Source organism: Chryseosolibacter indicum (assembly GCF_018598585.1).
In the GTDB taxonomy this organism is placed as follows: Bacteria; Bacteroidota; Bacteroidia; order Cytophagales; family Cyclobacteriaceae; genus Chryseosolibacter; species Chryseosolibacter indicus.
Map to the genome: position 1 here is coordinate 1 of NZ_JAHESD010000035.1, position 22,299 is coordinate 22,299.

The 22,299-nt window shown below is 41.0% G+C and carries 14 protein-coding genes; 6 read left to right on the forward strand and 8 right to left on the reverse strand.

The annotated features are described in order from the left end of the window. A partial coding sequence (locus KK060_RS14960) for a class I mannose-6-phosphate isomerase (RefSeq protein WP_254154564.1) occupies positions 1 to 1,104 on the forward strand: 1,104 nt, incomplete at its 5' end. A 369-nt stretch (positions 1,105 to 1,473) separates the two neighbouring features. Here the strand turns inward: KK060_RS14960 and KK060_RS14965 are convergent. The 7 genes from KK060_RS14965 to KK060_RS14995 form a co-directional block, all read right to left on the reverse strand. Further along, positions 1,474 to 1,722: a hypothetical protein gene (locus KK060_RS14965; protein WP_254154565.1), complete on the reverse strand. Its 249-nt coding sequence runs from the start codon at positions 1,720 to 1,722 to the stop codon at positions 1,474 to 1,476. An 89-nt stretch (positions 1,723 to 1,811) separates the two neighbouring features. Beyond that, on the reverse strand, positions 1,812 to 2,879 hold the full coding sequence (locus KK060_RS14970; RefSeq protein WP_254154566.1) for a phytase: 1,068 nt from the start codon (positions 2,877 to 2,879) through the stop codon (positions 1,812 to 1,814). 14 nt (positions 2,880 to 2,893) lie between these two features. Beyond that, on the reverse strand, positions 2,894 to 3,919 hold the full coding sequence (locus tag KK060_RS14975) for a hypothetical protein (RefSeq protein WP_254154567.1): 1,026 nt from the start codon (positions 3,917 to 3,919) through the stop codon (positions 2,894 to 2,896). A 9-nt stretch (positions 3,920 to 3,928) separates the two neighbouring features. Next, positions 3,929 to 7,012, reverse strand: coding sequence for a TonB-dependent receptor (locus KK060_RS14980; protein ID WP_254154568.1), 3,084 nt, complete (start codon positions 7,010 to 7,012; stop codon positions 3,929 to 3,931). Positions 7,013 to 7,047: 35 nt separating this feature from the next. Continuing rightward, the gene (locus KK060_RS14985; RefSeq protein WP_254154569.1) at positions 7,048 to 8,013 is read right to left on the reverse strand and encodes a FecR family protein; all 966 of its coding nucleotides are present in this window, start codon (positions 8,011 to 8,013) and stop codon (positions 7,048 to 7,050) included. Between the two features lie 68 nt (positions 8,014 to 8,081). Then, positions 8,082 to 8,648 (reverse strand): RNA polymerase sigma-70 factor, encoded by a 567-nt coding sequence (locus KK060_RS14990; RefSeq protein ID WP_254154570.1) that lies wholly within the window; start codon positions 8,646 to 8,648, stop codon positions 8,082 to 8,084. Positions 8,649 to 9,157: 509 nt separating this feature from the next. After that, a complete protein-coding gene (locus tag KK060_RS14995; protein ID WP_254154571.1) occupies positions 9,158 to 9,532 on the reverse strand; it encodes a hypothetical protein in 375 nt (124 codons plus the stop codon). 655 nt (positions 9,533 to 10,187) lie between these two features. Between KK060_RS14995 and KK060_RS15000 the strand changes: the two genes are divergently transcribed. From KK060_RS15000 to KK060_RS15010, 3 genes are all read left to right on the forward strand, one after another. Beyond that, a complete protein-coding gene (locus KK060_RS15000) occupies positions 10,188 to 13,526 on the forward strand; it encodes a SusC/RagA family TonB-linked outer membrane protein (RefSeq protein WP_254154572.1) in 3,339 nt (1,112 codons plus the stop codon). 15 nt (positions 13,527 to 13,541) lie between these two features. Further along, positions 13,542 to 15,023, forward strand: coding sequence for a SusD/RagB family nutrient-binding outer membrane lipoprotein (locus KK060_RS15005; protein WP_254154573.1), 1,482 nt, complete (start codon positions 13,542 to 13,544; stop codon positions 15,021 to 15,023). A 98-nt stretch (positions 15,024 to 15,121) separates the two neighbouring features. Continuing rightward, positions 15,122 to 16,213 (forward strand): alkaline phosphatase family protein, encoded by a 1,092-nt coding sequence (locus KK060_RS15010; protein WP_254154574.1) that lies wholly within the window; start codon positions 15,122 to 15,124, stop codon positions 16,211 to 16,213. 492 nt (positions 16,214 to 16,705) lie between these two features. Here the strand turns inward: KK060_RS15010 and KK060_RS15015 are convergent, their stop codons facing one another. Continuing rightward, positions 16,706 to 17,293 (reverse strand): RNA polymerase sigma factor, encoded by a 588-nt coding sequence (locus KK060_RS15015; RefSeq protein WP_254154575.1) that lies wholly within the window; start codon positions 17,291 to 17,293, stop codon positions 16,706 to 16,708. A gap of 242 nt (positions 17,294 to 17,535) precedes the next feature. On the opposite strand from KK060_RS15015, the gene KK060_RS15020 reads away from it, so the two are divergent. After that, positions 17,536 to 18,582, forward strand: a complete 1,047-nt coding sequence (locus KK060_RS15020) for a FecR family protein (RefSeq protein ID WP_254154576.1) — start codon at positions 17,536 to 17,538, stop codon at positions 18,580 to 18,582. A 156-nt stretch (positions 18,583 to 18,738) separates the two neighbouring features. Next, a complete protein-coding gene (locus KK060_RS15025; protein ID WP_254154577.1) occupies positions 18,739 to 22,299 on the forward strand; it encodes a SusC/RagA family TonB-linked outer membrane protein in 3,561 nt (1,186 codons plus the stop codon).

A 22,299-nucleotide genomic window follows, 5' to 3' on the forward strand; every position in this document is an offset into this window, starting at 1 on the left:
GCATCTCATCAACCTTTCCGCGTTGTTCCGTTTTTTGATCCTGGACCATGGGGAGGGCAGTGGCTGAAAGAGGTTGCTGACCTTGATCGCTCAGCTTTGAATTACGCCTGGGGCTTTGATTGTGTACCTGAAGAAAACAGTTTACTGTTGAAGTTTGGAGAGACAACTTTTGAAATACCATCGATCAATCTCGTGCTGAAAAAACCTGTCGAGTTGCTCGGAGAAAAGGTCTATGGAAGATTTGGTGCTGAGTTCCCCATCCGTTTTGATTTCCTCGATACTATGGACGGAGGTAATCTCAGTCTGCAGGTGCATCCAACCAATCGGTACATCAAAGAACATTTTGGAATGGAGTACACCCAGGACGAGAGTTACTATCTCCTCGATGTGAAAGATGGCGCTCATGTTTATCTCGGGTTAAGAGATGATGTTGAACCGGAAAAAATGATTCGGGAATTGAAGATGTCTCAGAATGACGGGATGCAGTTCGATGCAGATAAACATGTTCAAAAGTGGCCGGTGAATAAACACGATCATGTTTTGATCCCTGCAGGAACTGTACACTGCTCCGGTAAAAATAGCGTTGTGCTAGAGATAAGCGCAACACCGTACATCTTTACATTCAAACTTTGGGATTGGGGCCGATTAGGACTCGATGGAAAACCGAGACCCATCAACATCACCCATGGTGAAAAAGTAATCCAATGGGATCGCAGGGTGGAATGGACGAAAAACAATTTGATTAACCGCTTCGAAAAAGTAGCAGAAGGTGATGGATGGGTCGAGGAACGGACAGGGTTGCATGAATTTCAATTTATAGAAACGAGAAGGCACTGGTTTACGGGCACGGTACCTCATCATACCAATGGAGGAGTTAACGTAATCAACCTGGTGGAGGGACGTGAAGTTTTGGTAGAAAGTCCCAACCACGCATTCGAGCCATTCATCGTTCATTATGCTGAAACGTTTATCGTTCCTGCTGCAGTAGGCTCATATACTATTCGACCATACGGTGAATCTGTTGGAACAAAGTGCGCGACCCTAAAGGCTTTTGTGAGAACTGAACACTTGAAAAACGGATATCATTTATCGGTCTCTAAGTAGGGTCGTTTCTCATGTAAACAAAGAATGTATGAAGGGTTAAATATGAGGAAGATGAATTTATAAATTTAAATAGGTGGAGGAACTGGCACTAGATTCGATAGAATCAGGCAATAAGGTTGCCGTGGTTGATAAGAGATTTTAATAGTTGGGCAATGAGGATCAGTTTTTCCGGCATGTACATAAGCGAGCGTCGCGGCGCACTCTCGCAACTTTAAATCTTGCCCTTCCAGAAGAAACTGGAGAACCGGGCAGATTAAGTGTTTGTAGTATTGCCATTATAAACTATTATAATAAAACATCGGGAACACCTTGAGAAGACAAAGATGTCAAACTGAATAACACAATGTAGGAGATAGTTTCAACTATCTCCTAACTTACTGAAGCATGTTTTTTCTCATGCGCACTGCCAGCGTTAATACCATTTTTTACTTTGTCTGAAATTGTCGCCAGCGAGTTCTCTACTGTTTGAATGATCTCTCTTGCTTTCTCAGAACCCAAGGTGTTAGATAGGGTTATACCCGCTAATGCTCCACCTAATGCAGCGAGCGCTACTTTATTGCTTTTAAAAAACGCTTTTAAGGCTTTCTTGCCCTTCTTTTTTGATTTCTTCTGTGCCATAACTCTTGTACATATGCAACCCGGGCGAAAAAATCATTCCACAAAGGCTATAAAACGTAAAAAAGTTGAAAACTTAACATTAGATCTTGCTACTCTAACCCGAAGTCTTCCCATCGGTACACCTGAAAGGTTCGGTCATTACTCATTGCTACAAATAATCCTTTTGGAAATCCAGGAAGTGCGTCACTCGTTGCATCATTACCGTCACTTTCTCGAGTTGATGCCTTTATAACTTTGATCAATTGATGGTCATGTGGATTTGACAAAGAGCCATCACGCGAAAAAACCATGAATTGATTTGCTTGCTGATCGGACACAAGAATATAACCTTTCGTTCCGGATTTTTTATAAATAGATATTCCTTCATGGTTATCTGTGAATCCTATCTGTCCGAAGAAAGCCAATTCAGTATTAGTGCTGTCTGGATGGGCGTAATATTTTCTGACACCAGCTCCTTCATCTGAATAGTATACATAACCTAGTTCGTTATCAACGGCAACAGACTCTATTTCATGCTTACCACTGTAGTTGCCAAATTTTCTCACAACTTTGCCGGTAATAAATCCGTTGCTTGCTTCAAGCCTGTATTGCCAAAGATATTCGCCACTAATACCATTTTTTCGGCTCACAATGGCGAAGGTATTTTTATTGGCATCAGTATATAATGCAACGCCCATAGGAGCACGAGCCGTATCTGATTCAAATACAGGAATTCCGCCATTGTCCAAGGGCTTCATTTCTGGTAAAGAAAATACTCGAATAGAATTAGTCAATCGCTCAGTTAAAACAGCTATGTCTGTTAATTTTCCATTGATATTAAAGTCATAAGCAATATCAATATTATTAGGTCGCTTGATTCCATGTACTGTTTTGTCCTTTACTTCTTTTCCATTCAAGTCGAATACATAGATTGCTCCATCTCCTGTATCACCACCTTTGTCTGTTCCCAGAATAAGACTCTTTGATTTATCCTGACGATTGATCCAGACTGCTGGGTCATCAGAGTCATGACGGACAGAGTCAGTGACTAAAAGCGGCCTAATAGTTCTTAAAGAATCTTCTTCTTTAACTTTGGTCTTTTGGTCCTTTACAGAACAGGATACTGCTGAAACTAAAAGAGCGCTAACGGCTGATAGAAATAAAAGACATTTGTACATAGGTGAAAAAAATATTAGCCTTTAATAAGTTTAAGTGTTACGGTTTTACCATTTAACAATTCTTCTCCCACTTTAAAATTATTTTCATCAACTATGTGTTCGATAGTAAGATTAAGGGTGCCGTCTTCGCTGTTAGTGTATTCTGCTCGCAGGATAAAGTCAACCTCGTCTTCAGCTTCTCCGTCCTCACCAATAATTTCGTGACTTCCCTCTAAACTTAGTTCACCATCGTCAGCTTCATAATCAGCTTCAAATTCAATTATTTTATTTTTTATTTCAATCTCCGTTTCTCCATCTTCACAGCTTACTACTTCCTCTTCTTCAGCTAATTCAATTTCCATTTGCATTTCACCATATTCAAACTCAAAAGCAACTTTGCCAGTAATATCAATGAATTCGAGTTCATCAATGTCATGACTGAGGGGAGCAAAGATGCTTTTGAACGTTTTAAAATCTTCTTTATCGGCGATGTCCATTTCCCATTCACCCGCAACATCACTGTTAAGTACTTCGTATTCAAATTCTATGGCAGGCCCAAGGATTACTCTTTCAGAGGTTTCTAGGGATGTGAGTCTAAAAGCAAATGATCCTTCCGTATTGTCATTTCCGGGAAGGGTAAGGACAATTTCAAAAGTTTCAGGTACGGTGCCAAGATCAGGATCAGGGGTAATCAGGATTGACCCACTCAGACCGTCGTTAGAAGGTATAAAATTAATCTCTCTTTCAAAGGCACAATCATCTTCTTCATATTCATAAAGCACTTGGTCAATGTGAACTTTTCCTTCCATATCACCTTCAAAATTATCTATTTGATAGGAGAGGGTAAAGGTTCCTTTAGGCAGTGATCCAATATAATCAGCAAATGTTACTTCAATGCTGTAATCTTCTGCATTTGGCAAATCTCCGCCTTCATCTGCATCGAGGATTATTTGAAATGGAAAGTTTTGATCTTCAGGTGTTACATCAAGTTCATTGTCTGCACAGGCGAAAATTAACGATAGCGAGGCAATAAGTATATTTTTGAGTTGAGACGTTTTCATAAGCATATTTTAAAGGTCAAGTTTTAAACCAACGCGCGTCCACCAGGAATAAAATTCACGTTGAATGAATTGATCAGTAGAACCTTGATAAACTTCAAAAGGCTGATTGGTAATATTCAGGAATTCGGTAAACATTCGAAGTTTCGGTGTGATAGTAAAGGTAGCAGTCGCATCCAATTGCATCCGGTCATTTACATATAAATCGTCATCCGCATCTTCACCTACCTCGCTAAGATAGGAGCCATTAAAGTTTGAGGATATCCTAATATTCAGGCGCTTCCAATCGTAAGCAATGGATAAGTTGCCAATATTTTTTGCCTGTCCCGGTAAACGGATGCTCTCTGATTTGGATAAGTCATTCCTAGATTGAATATCTGCATTAGAATAGGTAAAGGTATAATTTGCATAGATGCTTAGATCCTTCAAAACACCAGGAAGAAATGTTAGATTGTGCTGATACGCTATTTCGAATCCGAATAAGGATGCATCTTCTCCGTTTTGCGCTTGCGTTAAGGTAAGGTCAACACCTTGCGCACCTGGATAGTTAGATGTTTGAAACCTTCTATTAAAGATGAAGTTGTTGAGTTTTTTGTAGAACACTCCCCCTGATAAAATGCCGTTTGCACCAAAGTAATGCTCTGTCATAAAATCAAGGTTAGTCGCTTCAACCGGTTTAAGTGCTGGATTCCCAACAAAGCCCTCTCGGGAATTTAATTCAATTTCCTGGCTGGGGATTATGTCCTGAAAATTAGGACGCGCATAGCTACGTGTAGCAGCAAGACGAATGTTTGTATTTTCCTTTAAGCTATATTTTAAATGGAGCTGGGGCAAAACGAAGTAGTAATTGGTGCTTCCGGAGACTGGAATAATCTCCTCAAGATTTCCCTGGAAGTCGTATATCACTTCTTTTGAATCGTAGCTAACATTTGTTTTCTCATATCGAATGCCGCCAAGTATCATTAATTTGCTTATCTGCCACTTACTCATCAAATACCCTGCGTATACGTCCTCGGATGCCTGATACGCTTCTATTGCTTCTGCAGCCAACTTGCTTTCAACGTCGAGCTCATAACCATTCTTGTTCTGATTAAAGTGTCGAATTACTTTTGCAGGGTCTGCATTTGCCCGAAGTTGGTATCGATTATCTAGAAAATTGTTATCCACAGTACCACCTTGAAATTTTTCAAGTGTATAATTGCCTTCTTCAAAACCAGGGAAACTTACATTCCCACCTTCCCAGCTAAATACATTCTCGCTTACATCATACTTCTTTTCTTTCATTCGCACTTTGCCGCCTAGTTTAATACTACCGCTCGCATTACCCGACTTTAAAGGAAACATCAGATTAATCTTCGCTGTTTTATTAATATCTGTAGCATATGTTCTACCCATAACAAACTCGTCAAATTTGTAGATGGAGTTATCAAGATATACATTGGATGGACTGGTGTGAGGAAGGTCATCAACGCTAAACTGCGGGAAGTCTTTATCTGAGGTAAAATCGATAGCGAGCTGATCCACTTCTGCTACGCTACCAACTTCTACGTCGAATGGTGTATCCTGTATTGCTTCTGCATAAGCTGCCTCGTAATCAAGCGAAAAATGAGGGAAGTTGTGTTTAGCACCCAGGTTGAAGCTGCTCACCATCTGTTTCTCGAGACGGTCTTTGGTAAATCGTTCTATATTGTTCTCTTCAAATGGTGAGTCATCAATATTAGGTACGAAAATGTAACGTCGTCTTAATTCATGATCAGTGAATTTATTGTAAATAGTTCTGAAGTAAACTTCATTAGAACCATTAAACCTATAATCAATAGTGCCGCTTAACCCCAGTCTTGTGCGTACAAGATCATAGTCACGAAGTTCAAGGTCGTTGTCATCACGTTCCCAATTGTCGGACCCTCGATCGGTTTCATAATAACTGGAATTGAGCATGATGCCCAGTTTGTCATTGAAGAAGCGCTTACTCACTTCAAGTGATCCTTGGAGATTTGTTCTACCTACCAGTTGATTATATCCTGCCAGTGCTGAAGCACTTATTGAGGGAGATGACGATTGGGCTGTGCGTGTTATAAGGTTTACATTTCCCCCAATTGCATCTCCATCCATATCTGGAGTCAGTGCCTTGCTCACTTCAATAGATGCAAGCTGATCCGCAGGAATCGCATCAAGTGCAACAAACCGAACGCCAGCTTCCGGCGATGGAATCTGTTCTCCGTTGATGCTGATATTTGTAAATTGCGGCGCCAACCCGCGAACAAGAACATAGCGACCCTCGCCTTGGTCTCTCTCGATATTAACTGCAGGAACCCTTTGTAATGCTTCTGCAACGTTAGGGTCCGGAAAACGTCCGATCTGATCAGCACTTACCACGTTCTTTATATTTTCAGCCGAGCGTTGCTGATTAAGAGCACGTTGTTGACCTTGCATCATCCCTGTAATCGTAACATCTTTAAGTTCCGTAGCATCACTAATCAGAGAGATATTTAAAACTGAATTTTGATTTGAGTTTATCAAAGCACTTCCTTCAAACTTTTTATAACCAATGTAACTTACTTCAACCTGATACTCGCCTTCCGATGCGCGTAATAGATATTCACCGTTTACATCTGATGTTGTTCCGATCGTCGTTCCCGCAATATAAATGGTGGCTCCTGGTAACACTTCTTTTGTATGTCCGTCCGTTACCCTTCCACTGATTGTTCCTTGTGCCGCCGTACGTCTGGAATTCACTACAGATTTTACAAGAATATTTGTGTTGAGTTGTTTAAATTCTAATGAGGCCTCTAGTGCCAGAAAGTCAAGCAGTTTTCCGAGCGTATTGTAATCCTTCTCAATGGTAACAAGGCGGGCTAAGTTGATGTTTTTACTGCTATAGGTAAACCTGAATTCAGTACGATCCTCTATGCTTTTGAAGATCTCATGTAGTGGTGCATTACTAACTTTGAGGTGCATCTCTACAGCATAGATGTCTTTTGCTGAATGAGTCGCCCCGAGCAAGGGGTTTAAAAAGGACAATTGGAGTACTGAAATCAGCACCGCAAATCCAGCAAACCCGATTGCTTTTTGTTTTGCTTGTTTTAGGTTATTCATGGTAAAGGTTATTGCTATTATTGTTGTGTTGTTTTTTATTCGCAGCCTTTTAGTAGGTTGATCGTCTTGTTGTGCACTTGAAATTGGGTACCTGTACTAAAACTGATGGCCTTTAAAATGTCCTCAAGACTTTCATTCCTGAATCTGGCAGTGATTACACAGTCTTTGATACTTTCAGGGTCAACATTGTTTTCAAGGTCAAAGCGATTTGCTATTTGAGTGACTACAATATCAAGTGGTGAATCTTTAAAGCTGAATGAGTTGTCTATCCAGCCCGTAACTTCATCTGTATCGATGCGTGTTATTAGAAATGTGTTTGATGAATCAGCTTTTATCTGATCTGCTATGTTGAGAATTGCCTCACGCTGATCATTGAAAACCTTAACACGCCCCGAGATTACGGTAACTGTACTGTATTGTTTCGTTGTGTGAATATTAAATGATGTGCCAAGCACTTGTGTAGTAACATGCTTACCAATCACTTTGAATGGTTTGGCGCTATTGTGCGCCACTTCAAAAAATGCTTCGCCGTTTAATTTTACCTCTCGTACTTTTGAGTTAAATTTTTTTGGATAGGAGAGGGAGGAGTTCTTATTCAGAATAACTCTCGAACCATCCTCTAAGTAGATCGTGTCGGTTTTAGTTGTCGTAATAGCAGTAACCATTGTTTCAGATGGTGGAGTTGCTTTGAATATAAACCGTATTGTGATTGAACACGCTATCAGCAGTGTGATCGTTGCAGCAACTTTAAAAAGAGGAATACGCAGGGTATGTACATTTGAATTTTGAGCATCTATTTTCTCATTTACTGCCTTAAGCGCCAGATGCGCGTTGTACTTGTCTTCTCTAACATGTTGGCTTTCCCAAGCCTCTTTAAACTCATGGAAGATTTTCTGATGTAAAATATCTTGGCTAACCCAATCAAGTAATTGATCTTGCTCAAGATCAGAAGCTTGATTAGAAAGATAGCGAGCAATTAAATCAAAGGGTATTTCCTTCATATACCAGTAAGAGTAAAGACGATTGCTTTACCACTACGCGGTGATGTTAACAATATGTTATGAAGTGATTAAGGGGATGTAAAGTGTCTTTTAGGAGTCTCGAGTATCCGCTCTCGTAAAATCTTTAATGCTTTGATTATCTGGTTTTCTACAGTTTTCTCTGATACATTATAGAGCTGCGCAATTTCGCTATACTTAAGTCCATCAAATCTGCTTAGCATGAAAAACTGTTTGCATTTTTCAGGGAGCGAGCCTATAACGAAGTGGACGTTGTTTTCTAGCTCTTGAAATTCAAGTGACTCATGCGGGTCATAATCATCCGATAAAGTTTGCAGGGCGTCATCTTCTGGTTTTATCAAGATCATATTTTTCTGTTTTACAGCACGAAGGGCTTCATTACGCACGCAAGTAAAAAGGTATGCTCTGACACTAGATTGAATATGTATCGTTTTCCTGTTTTTCCATATATTAAGGAGTACTTCGGAAACTACCTCTTCAGATGCGGCCTCATCCCTGACGATGAAACTTGCAAAACTGCACAACCTGGAATAATATCGAAGAAATAGTTGATTGAATGCTGAGCGATTGCCAACAGCAATTTCATGCATTAAATCAATTTCAGATAAATCAGTCACGGTAATAAAGGTTGTGTTGCCATGAGTAATATCAAAGAAATGCGTGTTATGAAATTATAAAGAATGTCACAGCGTCTTGGATGAGTTGTACTAATAATTCTAAACCGGTACATCTGAAGCTTCTTCTGCGCGCTTCCTTGCTGAGCTATAATCAGCACAACACAACTTTCATCTTGATGAAACACTGAAGGATACGTATAAGAATCTAAATGCTTGCGAGGTCTTGCGTTTGATTGGGCAGGATATGATGGCAATTTTGATCATGTTCACGCTGCAAGAGTATTCACGCGCAAACCTGATGACTTGGCTATCGAACATGAGGCTGAAGAATACCGGTGAACTCCGTGGGAATCATACCTGGGATGATGATGGAAGATTTTACACCCGCGTGCTTCCTTTCATAAACAAGTTCTTAGTTTATGAGTAGCATCATTTGCATTTTCATGCAGTGGCCATTAAAGCTTTTGCCGAATAATCGCTGATATCAAATTAAACCACTACTTCCCTGCTTAAAATATTCCCCACGCATCTTGCGCAACTACCTTAATTCTATTGATCTTATTCCTCCTTGCTGTATACGCATAATGCCAACGTTGAAAATTGTTAACAGTCTCCGCTTCCTCTACAATTAGACCATCCTGCCCTAATGCAATTATCTTTATCACTTTCATTCGAAAGTCTTTCTTGACTGCACTCACCTTTACGCTTAAAGCAGTGTCCTCTATGCTTACATTCACTTCTTTGATGGTTGGCTTCCTCATATAATCAGAAAGCACTGCAGTATAAGCATTGGGGAGCTTCAGTTCCTTAGCCATGACCCAGTAATAAGCCTTCTTTTCCGCAATCAGCATCATGCCCTTTGCATACGCTGAAGTCTTCTTCAAGCGCTCACAGTTGTCGCGTTGCAAAGCACTCTCTTTCGTAGCAGGCTTCGCCCTCGGGCTACAATTGTTTTACCCCTTAATTGCTTAAAAACGAATTTACGTCCAAACTTTCCGCTCAATCCTTCAGTAAGATCGTTTTCCCTGACATATGCCATAATGTTAGATATTTTAGGAAAGGTAAACCCGGCTTTTGACAAATAGTGTCAAAACTCATTTCCATCAAGCGCCTGAACACCAAAATAAGCAGTACGAGTGCAGAATGAGTGCAGCAGGAGTGGAGAATAGCCTATCATCTGAATCGAATAGCGCTATGTCCCTAATATAGGTGTAACACGCATCTACCCGTGGGGTTCAAAGCTCTTATGTCAGGTAGGGAAAAAGAGCTTTATTTTCAAGGCTCCGGCGATCACCAGGAAAAAGAATGTTATTGAAGTGTTAAGTGTCGAACACGTTTTCTGTTTCTAAAACTCTGTCATTTTACTTCATCCTAAAGCAGGTGCTTCACAAAACTTTCATTTTCATGGGTTAACATTCATGCATAGGTAACCTCTTTCTAAACACAAGGTCAAGGGAAAAGCAAACCTTTGCCCATAATGACAAACTGGCAACGGAGGAGATCAAACAACTTGCTGCCAGTTAATTTAAACATAAACCTATGTACAAACATCTACCCATCAAATTCATTTTAGCCAAGAAGCAGCGAACGTTGCTCACTGTCTGGGCAGCATTGATCTTTTGTGTCAATGCCTTTGCTCAGCAAACCATTTCCGGTCGTGTAGTTTCAAGTGAAGATTCATCTCCGGTGCCCGGTGTTAGTGTCGTAGTGAAAGGATCTGCCAAGGGCACATTGAGCGATGCCGATGGCAACTATCGGATAAGTATTCCCGACGACAAAGCAGTGCTTATTTTTTCTTTTGTGGGTTATATCACCCAGGAAGTTATGGTAGGCAATCAGTCCGTCGTTAACATTTCCTTACAAAATGATGCAAAGGAACTTTCAGAGGTGGTAGTCACAGCGTTAGGGCTTGAGCGTGAGAAAAGGGACCTTGGTTACTCGGTGCAGGAGATAAGCGGAGATGCCATGACTAAGGCCCGTGAAACAAACATAGGTAATGCATTGGCAGGCAAGGTTGCAGGTGTCACTGTTGTTGGTAATCCCGCTGGCGTTGGTGCTTCATCCAGAATTACGATTCGCGGTGAACGCTCATTAAATATAAATGGCAACCAACCCCTGTTTGTTGTCGATGGTGTTCCGATTACAAATGAAGTGTTTGGCTCATCAGGCAGAAATAACCAGGAAGTTGATTATGGAAATGGCGCGGGTTTAGTTAACCCTGATGATGTTGAATCGCTTACTGTTTTAAAAGGACCTGCTGCCACTGCGTTGTATGGTGCACGTGGTCAAAATGGAGTCATCATCATCAAGACTAAATCCGGAAAAGGAACAAGAGGGGAGGTAGCTTTCAATTCTACTGTTACCTTTGAAACACCACTCAGGCTTCCGGACTACCAGAATGTTTATGGGCAGGGACTGAACGGCGAGTTTGAATTCAAAGATGGCAATGGCGGTGGTGTACGTGATGGTGTGGATGAAAGCTGGGGACCAAAAATGGACGGACAACTCATTCGCAGTTTTGATTCTCCAACTTCAAACGGACTAAGGGGAGGAGATGTTGGAAATCTCAATACTCAAATTGGTCCGGTTGATCTTGCAGCACAACTCGCTTTACGTGGTGAAATTACGCCTACACCATTTGTAGCTCGGCCGGATAATATCAAAGACTTTTTTGATACTGGCGTCACCTACACGCAAAATGTTTCCGTAAGTGGTAGTAATGATCACGGATATGTGCGAGCATCCTATACCTATCTTGATCAAAAGGGAATGGTACCAAACACCGATCTTAAAAGACATACTTTCTCACTCTCATCCGGATATAATCTTACCCAGCGGTTGTCATTCCAGGCCACTGCCAACTATGTAAAAAACCTGAGCGACAATCGCCCTAATCTTAGTTATGGAACCGAAAATATAATGTATCTGCTCAATTGCTGGTTTCCGAGAAACATAAATATTGCATCATTGAGAAATTACTGGCAGGAAGGTCGTGAGGGCTTAAATCAATTTAATTTCAATTACAACTATCATGACAACCCTTACTTTAATCTTTATGAAAATACGAATGGACAGGAGATTGATAGATTGTTTGGAAACGTTTCTGCTACCTACAAATTTACAGATTGGTTAAAGATTATGGCTCGTGTCGGAACAGATTACAGTGATGAGTTTAGGGATAGAAGACGTGCCTACAGCACACAACGTTATCCATTAGGAAGCTATCGTGAAGAGCAAATTTTCCTTCAGGAGACAAACGCCGACGTATTGCTAAGCGCGCATAAAGAAATATCATCAGACGTGAGTTTGCAGGTAAGCCTGGGTGCCAACGCAATGAGAAGAAGATACAACTTGTCCGATATCAGCGCCCCGCAACTGACAGTTCCCGGCATCTACAGTCTTAATAATTCACGGGTTGCACTAACTTATTATTCTTATAAATTTGAAAGGCGGATTAACAGCATGTATGCTTTTGGACAAGTAGGTTTCAGGAATTACTTGTTTCTAGAATTGACGGCCAGAAATGACTGGTCTAGTACTTTGCCTTCCGATAACTGGTCTTATTTCTATCCATCGGCTTCATTGAGCTTAGTGTTGTCAGATGTTGTCAATCTTCAATCTACTCCTATAAACTTTGCCAAACTCCGTGTGGGATATGCAGGTGTGGGTAACGATACGGATGCATATCAACTGTATTCTACCTTCAGCGCGCAGATACCAGTACAAGGGCTTCCAGCCTATTCAGAATCAGCAACAATCGCCAATGCTAACCTCAAACCTGAGCAAAGCCGTTCTCTTGAAACGGGATTGGATGTTCGCTTCTTCGATAATAGAATAGGACTTGATGTAACTTATTACAGAAATCTCAGCGAGAATCAGATTATTCGTGTGCCACTCAGCAATACTACCGGGTTCTCATCCCGCGTAATCAACGCGGGTTTAATTGAAAACAAAGGGGTTGAAATAATGCTTAACCTCGTTCCAGTCAAGAGCAACTCATTTGAATGGAATGTGGATGTGAACTTCTCGCAAAATCGCAGCAGGGTCAAAGAACTTTATAAAGATCCGGAATCCGGTCAGGAGATTAAAAATTATGTTATAGCCGATAGTTATGTTACTGTCGAGGCACGTGTCGGTGAACGAATGGGCGACATGTATGGAATAGGATATCAGAGAGTAAGCCAGGATCCTGCCAGTCCATATTATGATCCAACAGGGCAATATGTCGGACAAATCGTTTACAACAGTGAAGGTAAACCACTCCCAACTGCCGATAAAATCAAACTTGGAAACTATAACCCTGACTGGCTCGCAGGGATTTACAGCACATTTAATTATAGAGGTCTTACATTTGGTTTCCTCTTTGATATCCGGCATGGAGGCAAGGTTTATTCGCATACACAGACCGTGGGACGAGAAGGTGGTATCATCAAAGAAACACTGGAAGGAAGGGCGAATGGGTACGATCTTTCACTACCGGGAAACGGTGTTACAGGTGAAGGCGTTGTTCCGGTTACAGATGGAGAAGGAAATATAACAGGATACACGCCTAATACAACAGAACTTTCTGCAAGGGAGTGGCATACTTCCATAACATTAGGACGCAGGATTATTGAAGGAATGGTGTATGATGCATCTTTCGTGAAGCTGCGTGAAGTAAAGTTTGGATATACTTTGCCATCTTCACTTACAGGAAACTTGCCATTAAAAAATATTAACATCTCCTTTGTTGCAAGGAATCTTTTCCTGTTGACAGACGTGCCTCATATTGATCCTGAGACAGCCTCAATAAATGGCGGTACAATTGTTCCGGGAGTAGAGTCAGTTGCTATACCCTCATCACGCAGTTACGGATTTAACCTCAGCTTCAAGCTTTAATTACAACATGTCTTTATGAAATTGAATCTATATAGAAAATTTTCCGTTGCCCTTCTTGCCTTCGTTGTCCTGGGATGTACTGGCGACTTTGAAGAAATAAACACGAACCCTAATAGTCCTCTTGCAACACAACCAGCGCTTCTCCTGCCGGGCATAGAGCGGGATATGATACATGCAGTTTTGGGAGAGGCATGGAGTATTGGAAATGTGGTGATACAGCACACTGCGAAGAACCAATTCGTCAATGAGGACCGGTATCTGTGGGGTGAGTTAAATACGATATGGAACGCTGTATATGACAACATGCGTGATATAAATAATATCGTAAAGCAGGCCGAGGTAAGCAATCAACCTAACTTCCGCGGCGTTGCGCTGGTATTGCGTTCATGGATGTTTTCTCTTGTTACCGATAGCTATGGCGATGTTCCGTACACCCAGGCAATGAATGGAAAGGAAGGAATCTTCTTCCCGGAATATGATCCACAACAAAAGATATATGAAGGGATTTTGAACGATTTAAAAGAAGCTAATACTTTACTTGCCGGAGCCATCAACATCAATGGAGACGTGATCTATGGAGGAGATGTAAAAAAATGGCGTCAGCTTGCTAATTCATTACGCTTGCGCTATCTCATGCGCATTTCTGACCAGGTTGACGTCAGAGCCGAAATGCAGGAAATAGTAAATGATCCCGTTGCGTATCCTCTTTTCACGGGTAATGCTGATCATGCCGTATATTCTTTTCAGGCTAACTCACCAGATCAATTCCCGTTGTTCACGGCCCGTATTGGATCCTTCAATGAATTTCGTGCAAGCAAAGCCTTAACTGACAAACTTATTGCACTTGCAGATAATCGCCTCTATATTTTTACACGCCCAACTCCGGTTACTGAGGCCACCGCTTCTACATCTGACGATGTTTACGTTGGTGTTCCTAACGGATTGGACGATGTGGCAGCACTCGAATACAACGGAGGGCCTGAGTTCCAGTCAAGAATAGGACCTCTCTTTTTCGAGCAAGCTACCAGTCCAAAAGGAATTGAGATTGCAAAGGGCGTTATAATGACGTACGCGGAACTCCAGTTTATTCTGGCAGAGGCAAGAGAAAAAGAATTCATTACAACAGGAACAGCGGAAGCATATTATCTGAATGGGATCAATGCGTCTTTCAGTTTCTATGGTCTCACAGCATCACCTACATACCTGTTACAATCAGAAGTTGCCTATACAGGTACCAGAGAAGAGAAGCTTGAAAAGATCGGTACGCAAAAATGGATATCATTGTTTTTCCAGGGACTTGAAGCTTGGTTTGACTGGCGAAGGACCGGTTATCCAAAACTTCAACCCGGTGTAGACAACCAGAATGATGACCGCATCCCTGTGCGCTTTATTTATCCGCTCATTGAGCAATCTCTTAATGCCGACAACAGAACTATAGCGGTAAACAGACAAGGTCCTGATGATATTAATTCCCGTGTGTGGTGGGATGTTAAATAAGTCATGGTTAAGAACCGATTGATTTTATAACAACCTATTGCTGACAGGACGACTGGCTGAAATAAACTGAAACACCATTTAATTTGAAATTTGGAAAAATGAAAATAACCATTAACACCATTCTTTTTTGTCTGGTCATGTTTTCCGTGCAAGGCCAGATAAAGCAAAAAACAGAAAATGTAGTATTGGTCACACTTGATGGCTTTCGCTGGCAGGAGCTGTTCCATGGAGCGGACTCATCGCTCATGAAACAACAAAAGCAATTCAAAGACAGTGAGCTAAAGAATAAATATTGGCGTGATGATTTAAGCGAAAGAAGGAAAACATTGTTGCCATTCATCTGGACTGTAATTGCCAGGGAAGGACAACTCTACGGCAACAGGCAATTGGGATGTAAAGTGAATGTTACCAATAACCAATGGTTCTCGTATCCGGGTTATAATGAACTGCTCACTGGGCGCGCAGATAATGAACGTATCAATAGCAATGATAAAATTTATAATCCTAATAAAAACGTATTGGAGTTCATCAACAGTCAGCCGGAATATAAAGGAAAGGTAGCTGCATTTACATCATGGGACGTATTCCCATACATTATAAATGACAAACGTAGTGGTGTCTTTGTGAGCACTGGAAACTTCCCGATAAAGGGTGTGAACTTGTCAGAAAAAGAAATTATACTCAATCAACTGATCAACGCGTTGCCCAATCCCCTTGGCGATGTGCGCCTGGATGCGTTTACCTTTTACTATGGCCTGGAGTATATGAAGAAGCATAAGCCAAGGGTAATGTACTTTGCCTTTGATGAAACAGATGACTTTGCGCATGCCGGAGAATATGCGGCGTACCTGAATTCGGCTAATTATACTGATCGGTTTATTTCTGAGCTTTGGAATTTCCTTCAGTCAGATGCGCAATACAAAGGAAAAACAACGCTGATCATTTCCGTCGATCACGGGAGGGGTGTTGATGCTGAAAGCTGGAAACACCATGGACAAAAAATTGCGGAAGCAGACCAAATCTGGATGGCAGTAATAGGTCCTGATACAAAACCAATGGGTGAAATTAAAGGTGATCATCAGCTGTATCAGAGTCAGATAGCTAAAACATTGGCAGCATTCCTTAATATCAATTACACCAGTACATCAACAGAAGGTGTTGTTGTAAAGTCTATGTTTACTGGCAAGTAAAATGAGTTTCATTATCTTGATAATGGCTTAGAAAACAAGCTCCTGTTTTTTCAGGAGCTTGTTGTTTACGGAAACTCCTGTATTGCTTTATCGCCCTGAAACCTTCCTAAAACACTTCAGCTGCAATGTGCGTGCTTGTGTAAGGATTAGTTTAGCGACTGAACTTAAAGCTGGTTAAGGAATGCTATAAAGACTTTTTTCCAACTTGCCTCAAAGTGCGTAGACGAACAATTCTTGTATGTTAATCAATTAACGAAGCGGTATTCCCGGCCGTGTATGGTAACATGAAGAAATCGGATTTTTTGTCTTTTGGACATCGGGTCCAATCGCCGAGCCTATCAAGCCGGTACAGCAAGTGATATAACCAAAACGGAGCGAATCAAAATTAATTTTCCTATGGCAAAGTAGAGATAGCTGAACTCTTAAGTTTCAGCATTTTAAAGATAACTGGCAGATGGAGATACTAAGTGGTATCTTTCCGTTGTAAGGTTGCTAAAGCCAGAACAACAAAATTAAAATCGAGACGAAGTCTTTCAGGTACAACCGAAGTTCTTTAGCAGACTTGGTTAAATGATATTGTATAGCTTTCTCTGAAAGATTCATTTTCTCAGCGATCTCTTTTACAGACCAGCCTTCTAATTTATTAAGTTTGAATATTAACTTGGATTGTTTTGGAATGGTTGCCAGACCTTTTTCCAATGCTTCGTTAAGTTCATTAAAAGCAATGGCCTTGCTCGTTGATTCATCATGTCTAGGAAGGAAGGTCTTATAATGCTCCCAGTGTTTCTTCTGTGTAATTTTTGATTCAATGTAATTGATACACTTGTACTTTACGCAGGAATATAAATAAGCAGAGAAATTGTCAATTGAAAGATCGCTACGTTTATCCCATAATTTCATAAATATCTCCTGCGTCATTTCTTCAGTAACAGCGACGTCTTTAATTCGGGAGTAAATCATATTGTATACATTCTCCCAATGACGGTTAAACAATTCAGCAAATGCGTCTTTACTATCATTACGCACTATTCTGATAAGCTCTTCGTCACTATAACTTGCATACTGGTGTTGCGTAGTCATTTTCATAAGTTGATGAATCAACCCTACTTTTCGCAGATCTCAATTGAGAGACAAAGTTATTGTACAACACAGTTCTTTCTGGCAGTCACATCAATATCGAATTGTGAAGTGTGGGTTACGAAATTGTTTCCTGGTTTAAATAGATATAAAGTTTGATCGATCATTTAGGCATTCCCGATGGAGATCTGTCTATAGGGGTGTAATCGCTCCTCCTTTAATATAAGAGTTTGCTTACATGCAGTATGGACAGAAAAGAGTTTCAAAAATTACTAAGAAGGTACAGGAAAGGACTTTGTACACCGCAAGAGGAAGCGCTTGTAGAAGTGTGGTTCAAATCAATGGAATCAGCTGAAGTTGATCCACTTAATCCATCAGAGAAAGCAAAAATTAAAGAAACGACTTGGAGCAAGGTTTACGATTACATAACCGATTCTAAAGAGGAGAGACTGACACGACGAATAATGCTTCCCACTATGGAAAGCGGTTATCGTACAATTTCTGCCATTGCTGCCACTGTATTGTTACTGATACTTTCGTTCGTTTTCCTGACTACCGGCTTTAAAAAACATGGTGAACAACATGCGGAGCTACATGTAATTAAGAGAAATATTTTTAATAACACTGACAAAATAATGAAGGTGTATTTACCGGATAGTAGTGTTGTTTTGCTACAACCCAAAAGCACAATAGCATTCTCAAATCCATTTCGCAATTCTCAACGCATAGTTGTATTGGAGGGTGAAGCGTTTTTCTCTATATCAAGGGATACGCTGCGCCCGTTTCTCGTGAATACAAATGAGGTAGTCACAAAAGTGCTGGGTACTAGTTTTAACGTTTCTGCTTTTCTAAATGATGATAACGTTACTGTAGCGGTAAAGACAGGTAAAGTTTCGGTGCTTACAAGAAAAGACAAGCATGCCGTTGAGCCATACCAGGAAACAATACTAACTCCCAATCAAAAAATCACTTACAGCAAAAGTAAAAAGATAATGTCTCGGGCAATCATCGATGAGCCATTACCAATCGTTTCCGCAGAAGTCGTGAAGCGTATGCATTTCGAGGCTGCACCGGTAAAAAAGATTTTTGAAGCATTGGAGCAGGTATACGGTATCGACATTGAATTTGATGAACATCGATTCTCCTGTTCACTTACGACTTCAATAGCCGGGGGGAGTATTTATAATAGACTCGATATGATTTGTAAGGCTATCAACGCACAGTATGTCGTTCATGAAGACCGGATTGTGATAACGGGTTCCGGGTGTACCCATAGCACCAATTTACCCTGAAATTCAAGTTCTGATTCTACCGTTTATGATTGATGATACATAAGTACAAATAAATGAAGCCGATGATGTTACGAGCATCATCAGCTTTTAATAGTCTTCTTCCAAGGGAAGAAGTACATAAGTTCTTGCCTTTCTAAACAAAAACTAATCGAAAATATGAATAAAACTCTACGTGCTCAAAATATTTTCTATGTTATTATGAGAATAACTCTAATACAAATACTGTTGATGGCATTTTTTGTCTCACTGGTGTCAGCTGCGGACGTCAAAGGACAAGAGATACTCAACAGGCAAATTACGCTTGATGCGCATGATAAAAAGATCAAGTCCATTCTTCATGATATAGAAAAACAGATATCGGTAATATTTACTTACAGGCCTGATCAAATTGAAGATTCAAAAAAAGTTTCTGTTAAGGCCGACCGCTCTAAACTTAGTGAAGTTCTGGAGCAACTTTTTGGCCCGAAGGTTGAATTTATTGTGAACGGAGAAGAAATCTTGATAACCACTATTCCAGCTGCGTCAATGCAGTCAGAAAAGGTGGACATCCCTGGGGTCCCAACATTATTTGAAGTCAGTGGAACCATTGTTGATGAAGAGGGAGAATCACTTCCTGGCGTAAATGTGATTGAAAAAGGTACATCATCGGGAACGGTTTCAAATGCCGAAGGCAAGTTTACACTAAAAGTTTTTAGTGAAAGTTCAACCTTGGTTTTTAGCTTTATTGGCTACCGCACGCAGGAGGTCTCTGTTAGTGGAAGATCTGTAATTGATGTAACACTTGATCCTGATATTCAGGCTTTAGAGGAGGTAGTGGTTGTCGGTTATGGCACACAGAAGAAGGTGAATCTCACCGGTGCTGTTAATCAGGTTTCCGGCGATGACTTTCGTGACAGACCTGCTACCACAATTTCGTCGATGCTGCAAGGTGCTATGCCAAACTTGAATATAAGGATGGCCAGTGGTACTCCAGGTCAGATGGGTAGTCTTAATATCAGGGGTATTACTTCCATTAGTGGTAATTCTGCTCAGGCAGGTTCTCCGCTTGTTTTGATTGATGGTATCCCAGGTACGTTAGATCGACTCAATCCGGAGGAAGTGCAATCAATCTCTGTATTAAAGGATGCATCCTCTGCTGCCATATATGGAGCCAGGGGTGCGTTTGGTGTAGTACTCGTTACTACAAAGAGTGGTAATGCCGGAAAAACTGTAATTCGGTATAATAATTCTTTCGGATTTTCTACACCAACAGTAAGTACTGATTTCCTCACAACGGCCTACGACTGGATGAAGCTGAATGATTCAGCGCTTGCCCACATCGGCGGTTATTCCGGTTACACAGAAAGCGATTATGCAGAGCTGTTGAAAAGGCGTAACGACAAAACAGAGGATCCATCAAGGCCTTGGGTCACCATTCAGAACAGAAACGGTAAAGACCAGTATGTATACTACGGAAACTATGACTGGTGGGACATCATGTTTACAAAATACCAGCCTATGCAAAACCACAACATATCCTTAAGTGGCGGAAACGACATGATATCCTATATGGTTAATGGTAATATGAAAATGCAGGATGGTATCATGCGCATACATACGGATAAGTATAGCTCTAAAACATTGCGGACAAAAATTGCAGCGAAGCTTAATCCATGGTTGAAGATTTCCAACAACACAAATTTTTATCACTCAAGTTATGATTACTTCGGACGTGAAGGCGGAGGCAGCGCTAATTTTACACACATCAATGTACATGCTTCTCCTGCCTATGCTCCAATAAATCCTGATGGAACAGCAAGTTATATTACTGGTTTAAATAACTACGACATTGGCGATGGTATTTTTGCCATGCTTATCAATGGTAATACCAGAGGACGTGACCGTAAATATGAGCTTACCACCATCAATGAAGTAACGATAACACCCTTGAAAGATCTGAACATTACTGCAAATTATAGTTACAATATGTATACAGATCCAAGCTATTATCGCCAGGCGCCTGCAACCTATTCGCTATACCCTGATGTAGTAGAGGTTACACCAAAGTATAATGTCAATAAATTAACAGAATCACAGCAGTTTAATCAGGTACAGGTGGTAAATGTGTATGCAGATTATTTCAGGAACTTCAACGAGAAGCATAATGTTAAAGTGCTCGTCGGGTATAATCAGGAACTGAACACACCTAAAAAGATAACCGCAGAACGTTTTGACATCGCTTCAGAAACACTTAATGATTTAAGCCTCGGTACTGGTGATGCAACTGCAACTGGCGGATCAAGCGAATATGCACTTCGGGGTGTCTTCTATAGGTTGAATTATGACTATCAGGGTAAATACTTGCTGGAAACGAATGGGCGTTATGATGGTTCTTCCCGTTTTCCCAAAGCAAGCCGTTGGGGTTTCTTTCCATCCGTGTCCGCAGGATGGCGTGTAAGTGAAGAAAACTTCTTTAGTCCTCTTGGTGGAGTTATCAGTGACCTCAAGCTCCGAGGATCGATAGGGTCTCTGGGTAATCAAGCGGTAAGCAGTTCTTATCCTTACATTTCAACCATGACCCCTGGTACCATGTCTTACATATTTGAAGGCCAGCAGGCAAAATACTTTAATCCACCAGCCCCTGTCTCAAACAATCTTACCTGGGAAGAGGTAACATCCATCAACGGAGGTATCGACATCAGCTTTCTGAGAGACAGGTTGAGCATTAGTTACGATAGGTATAAACGTACTACATCAGGCATGTTAAGCAATGGCGTGAAACTGCCAAATGTTTTTGGTGCTACCGAACCCTTGGTCAACGTTGCCAGCCTGGAGACAAAAGGATTTGAATTGAGCATGGACTGGCGTGACGAAGTAATGGTGGGAGGAAAACCGCTTCGATATAACGCTACCGCTACCCTTAGCGATAATTATGCAGTTATTACCAGAATCAACAATCCGACCAGACAGATTAATGACCTTTATGAAGGTAAAAAAGTGGGTGAAATTTGGGGCTATATCACAAATGGTTTTTTTGAAACTGATGCGGAAGCTAAAACCTATCCTGTAGATCAAAGGTGGTTAAACAAAGTGCGCCAGGATAATAACATTCCTCTTCGCGCAGGCGACTTGCGATGGCTGGATCTGGATGGCGATGGTAAGATTAGCTCAGGTACTAATACTGTGGATGATCCTGGAGATCAAAAGGTGATAGGAAATACAACGCCGCGCTATATGTATGCGTTAAACCTTGGTGCCGACTGGAATAATTTCGACTTCTCCATTTTCTTTCAGGGGCTTGGTAAGATGGACTGGTATCCGGGTAGCAATGCTGACCGTTTTTGGGGACCTTATTCGAGGCCATATTTCTCCTTCATCCCGGAGGACTTCGAGAAGGATGTTTATTCTGAAACAAACAGAAATGCCTACTTCCCTAATCTACTTGCTTACGTAGCATTGAATGCTAATAACGAGTTAAGAGCTACAAACAACAGATACCTGCAGGATCTTGCTTATGTGAGATTGAAAAATCTTACAATAGGTTATACGCTGCCCCGAGATCTGCTTTCAAGGTTTAAAATACAACGACTAAGGGTATTTGCCAGCGGTGAGAACTTACTAACGTGGACAAAACTGCGAACAAAGTACATTGATCCTGAACAGGCAATGTCTCAGGCTGACGGACGTGTCTATCCATTCAGTAAGACATACGCTTTCGGTATTGATCTTTCATTCTAA

Excerpts from the sequence above, each read along its gene's own strand:
- KK060_RS15010 (WP_254154574.1), top strand. The coding sequence starts at position 15,122 with ATGAAAATAACCATTAACACCATTCTTTTTTGTCTGGTCATGTTTTCC.
- KK060_RS14980 (WP_254154568.1), bottom strand. The coding sequence starts at position 7,012 with ATGAATAACCTAAAACAAGCAAAACAAAAAGCAATCGGGTTTGCTGGA.
- KK060_RS15000 (WP_254154572.1), top strand. The coding sequence starts at position 10,188 with ATGTACAAACATCTACCCATCAAATTCATTTTAGCCAAGAAGCAGCGA.
- KK060_RS14970 (WP_254154566.1), bottom strand. The coding sequence starts at position 2,879 with ATGTACAAATGTCTTTTATTTCTATCAGCCGTTAGCGCTCTTTTAGTT.
- KK060_RS15020 (WP_254154576.1), top strand. The coding sequence starts at position 17,536 with ATGGACAGAAAAGAGTTTCAAAAATTACTAAGAAGGTACAGGAAAGGA.
- KK060_RS15025 (WP_254154577.1), top strand. The coding sequence starts at position 18,739 with ATGAATAAAACTCTACGTGCTCAAAATATTTTCTATGTTATTATGAGA.
- KK060_RS15015 (WP_254154575.1), bottom strand. The coding sequence starts at position 17,293 with ATGACTACGCAACACCAGTATGCAAGTTATAGTGACGAAGAGCTTATC.
- KK060_RS14985 (WP_254154569.1), bottom strand. The coding sequence starts at position 8,013 with ATGAAGGAAATACCCTTTGATTTAATTGCTCGCTATCTTTCTAATCAA.
- KK060_RS14965 (WP_254154565.1), bottom strand. The coding sequence starts at position 1,722 with ATGGCACAGAAGAAATCAAAAAAGAAGGGCAAGAAAGCCTTAAAAGCG.
- KK060_RS15005 (WP_254154573.1), top strand. The coding sequence starts at position 13,542 with ATGAAATTGAATCTATATAGAAAATTTTCCGTTGCCCTTCTTGCCTTC.
- KK060_RS14975 (WP_254154567.1), bottom strand. The coding sequence starts at position 3,919 with ATGAAAACGTCTCAACTCAAAAATATACTTATTGCCTCGCTATCGTTA.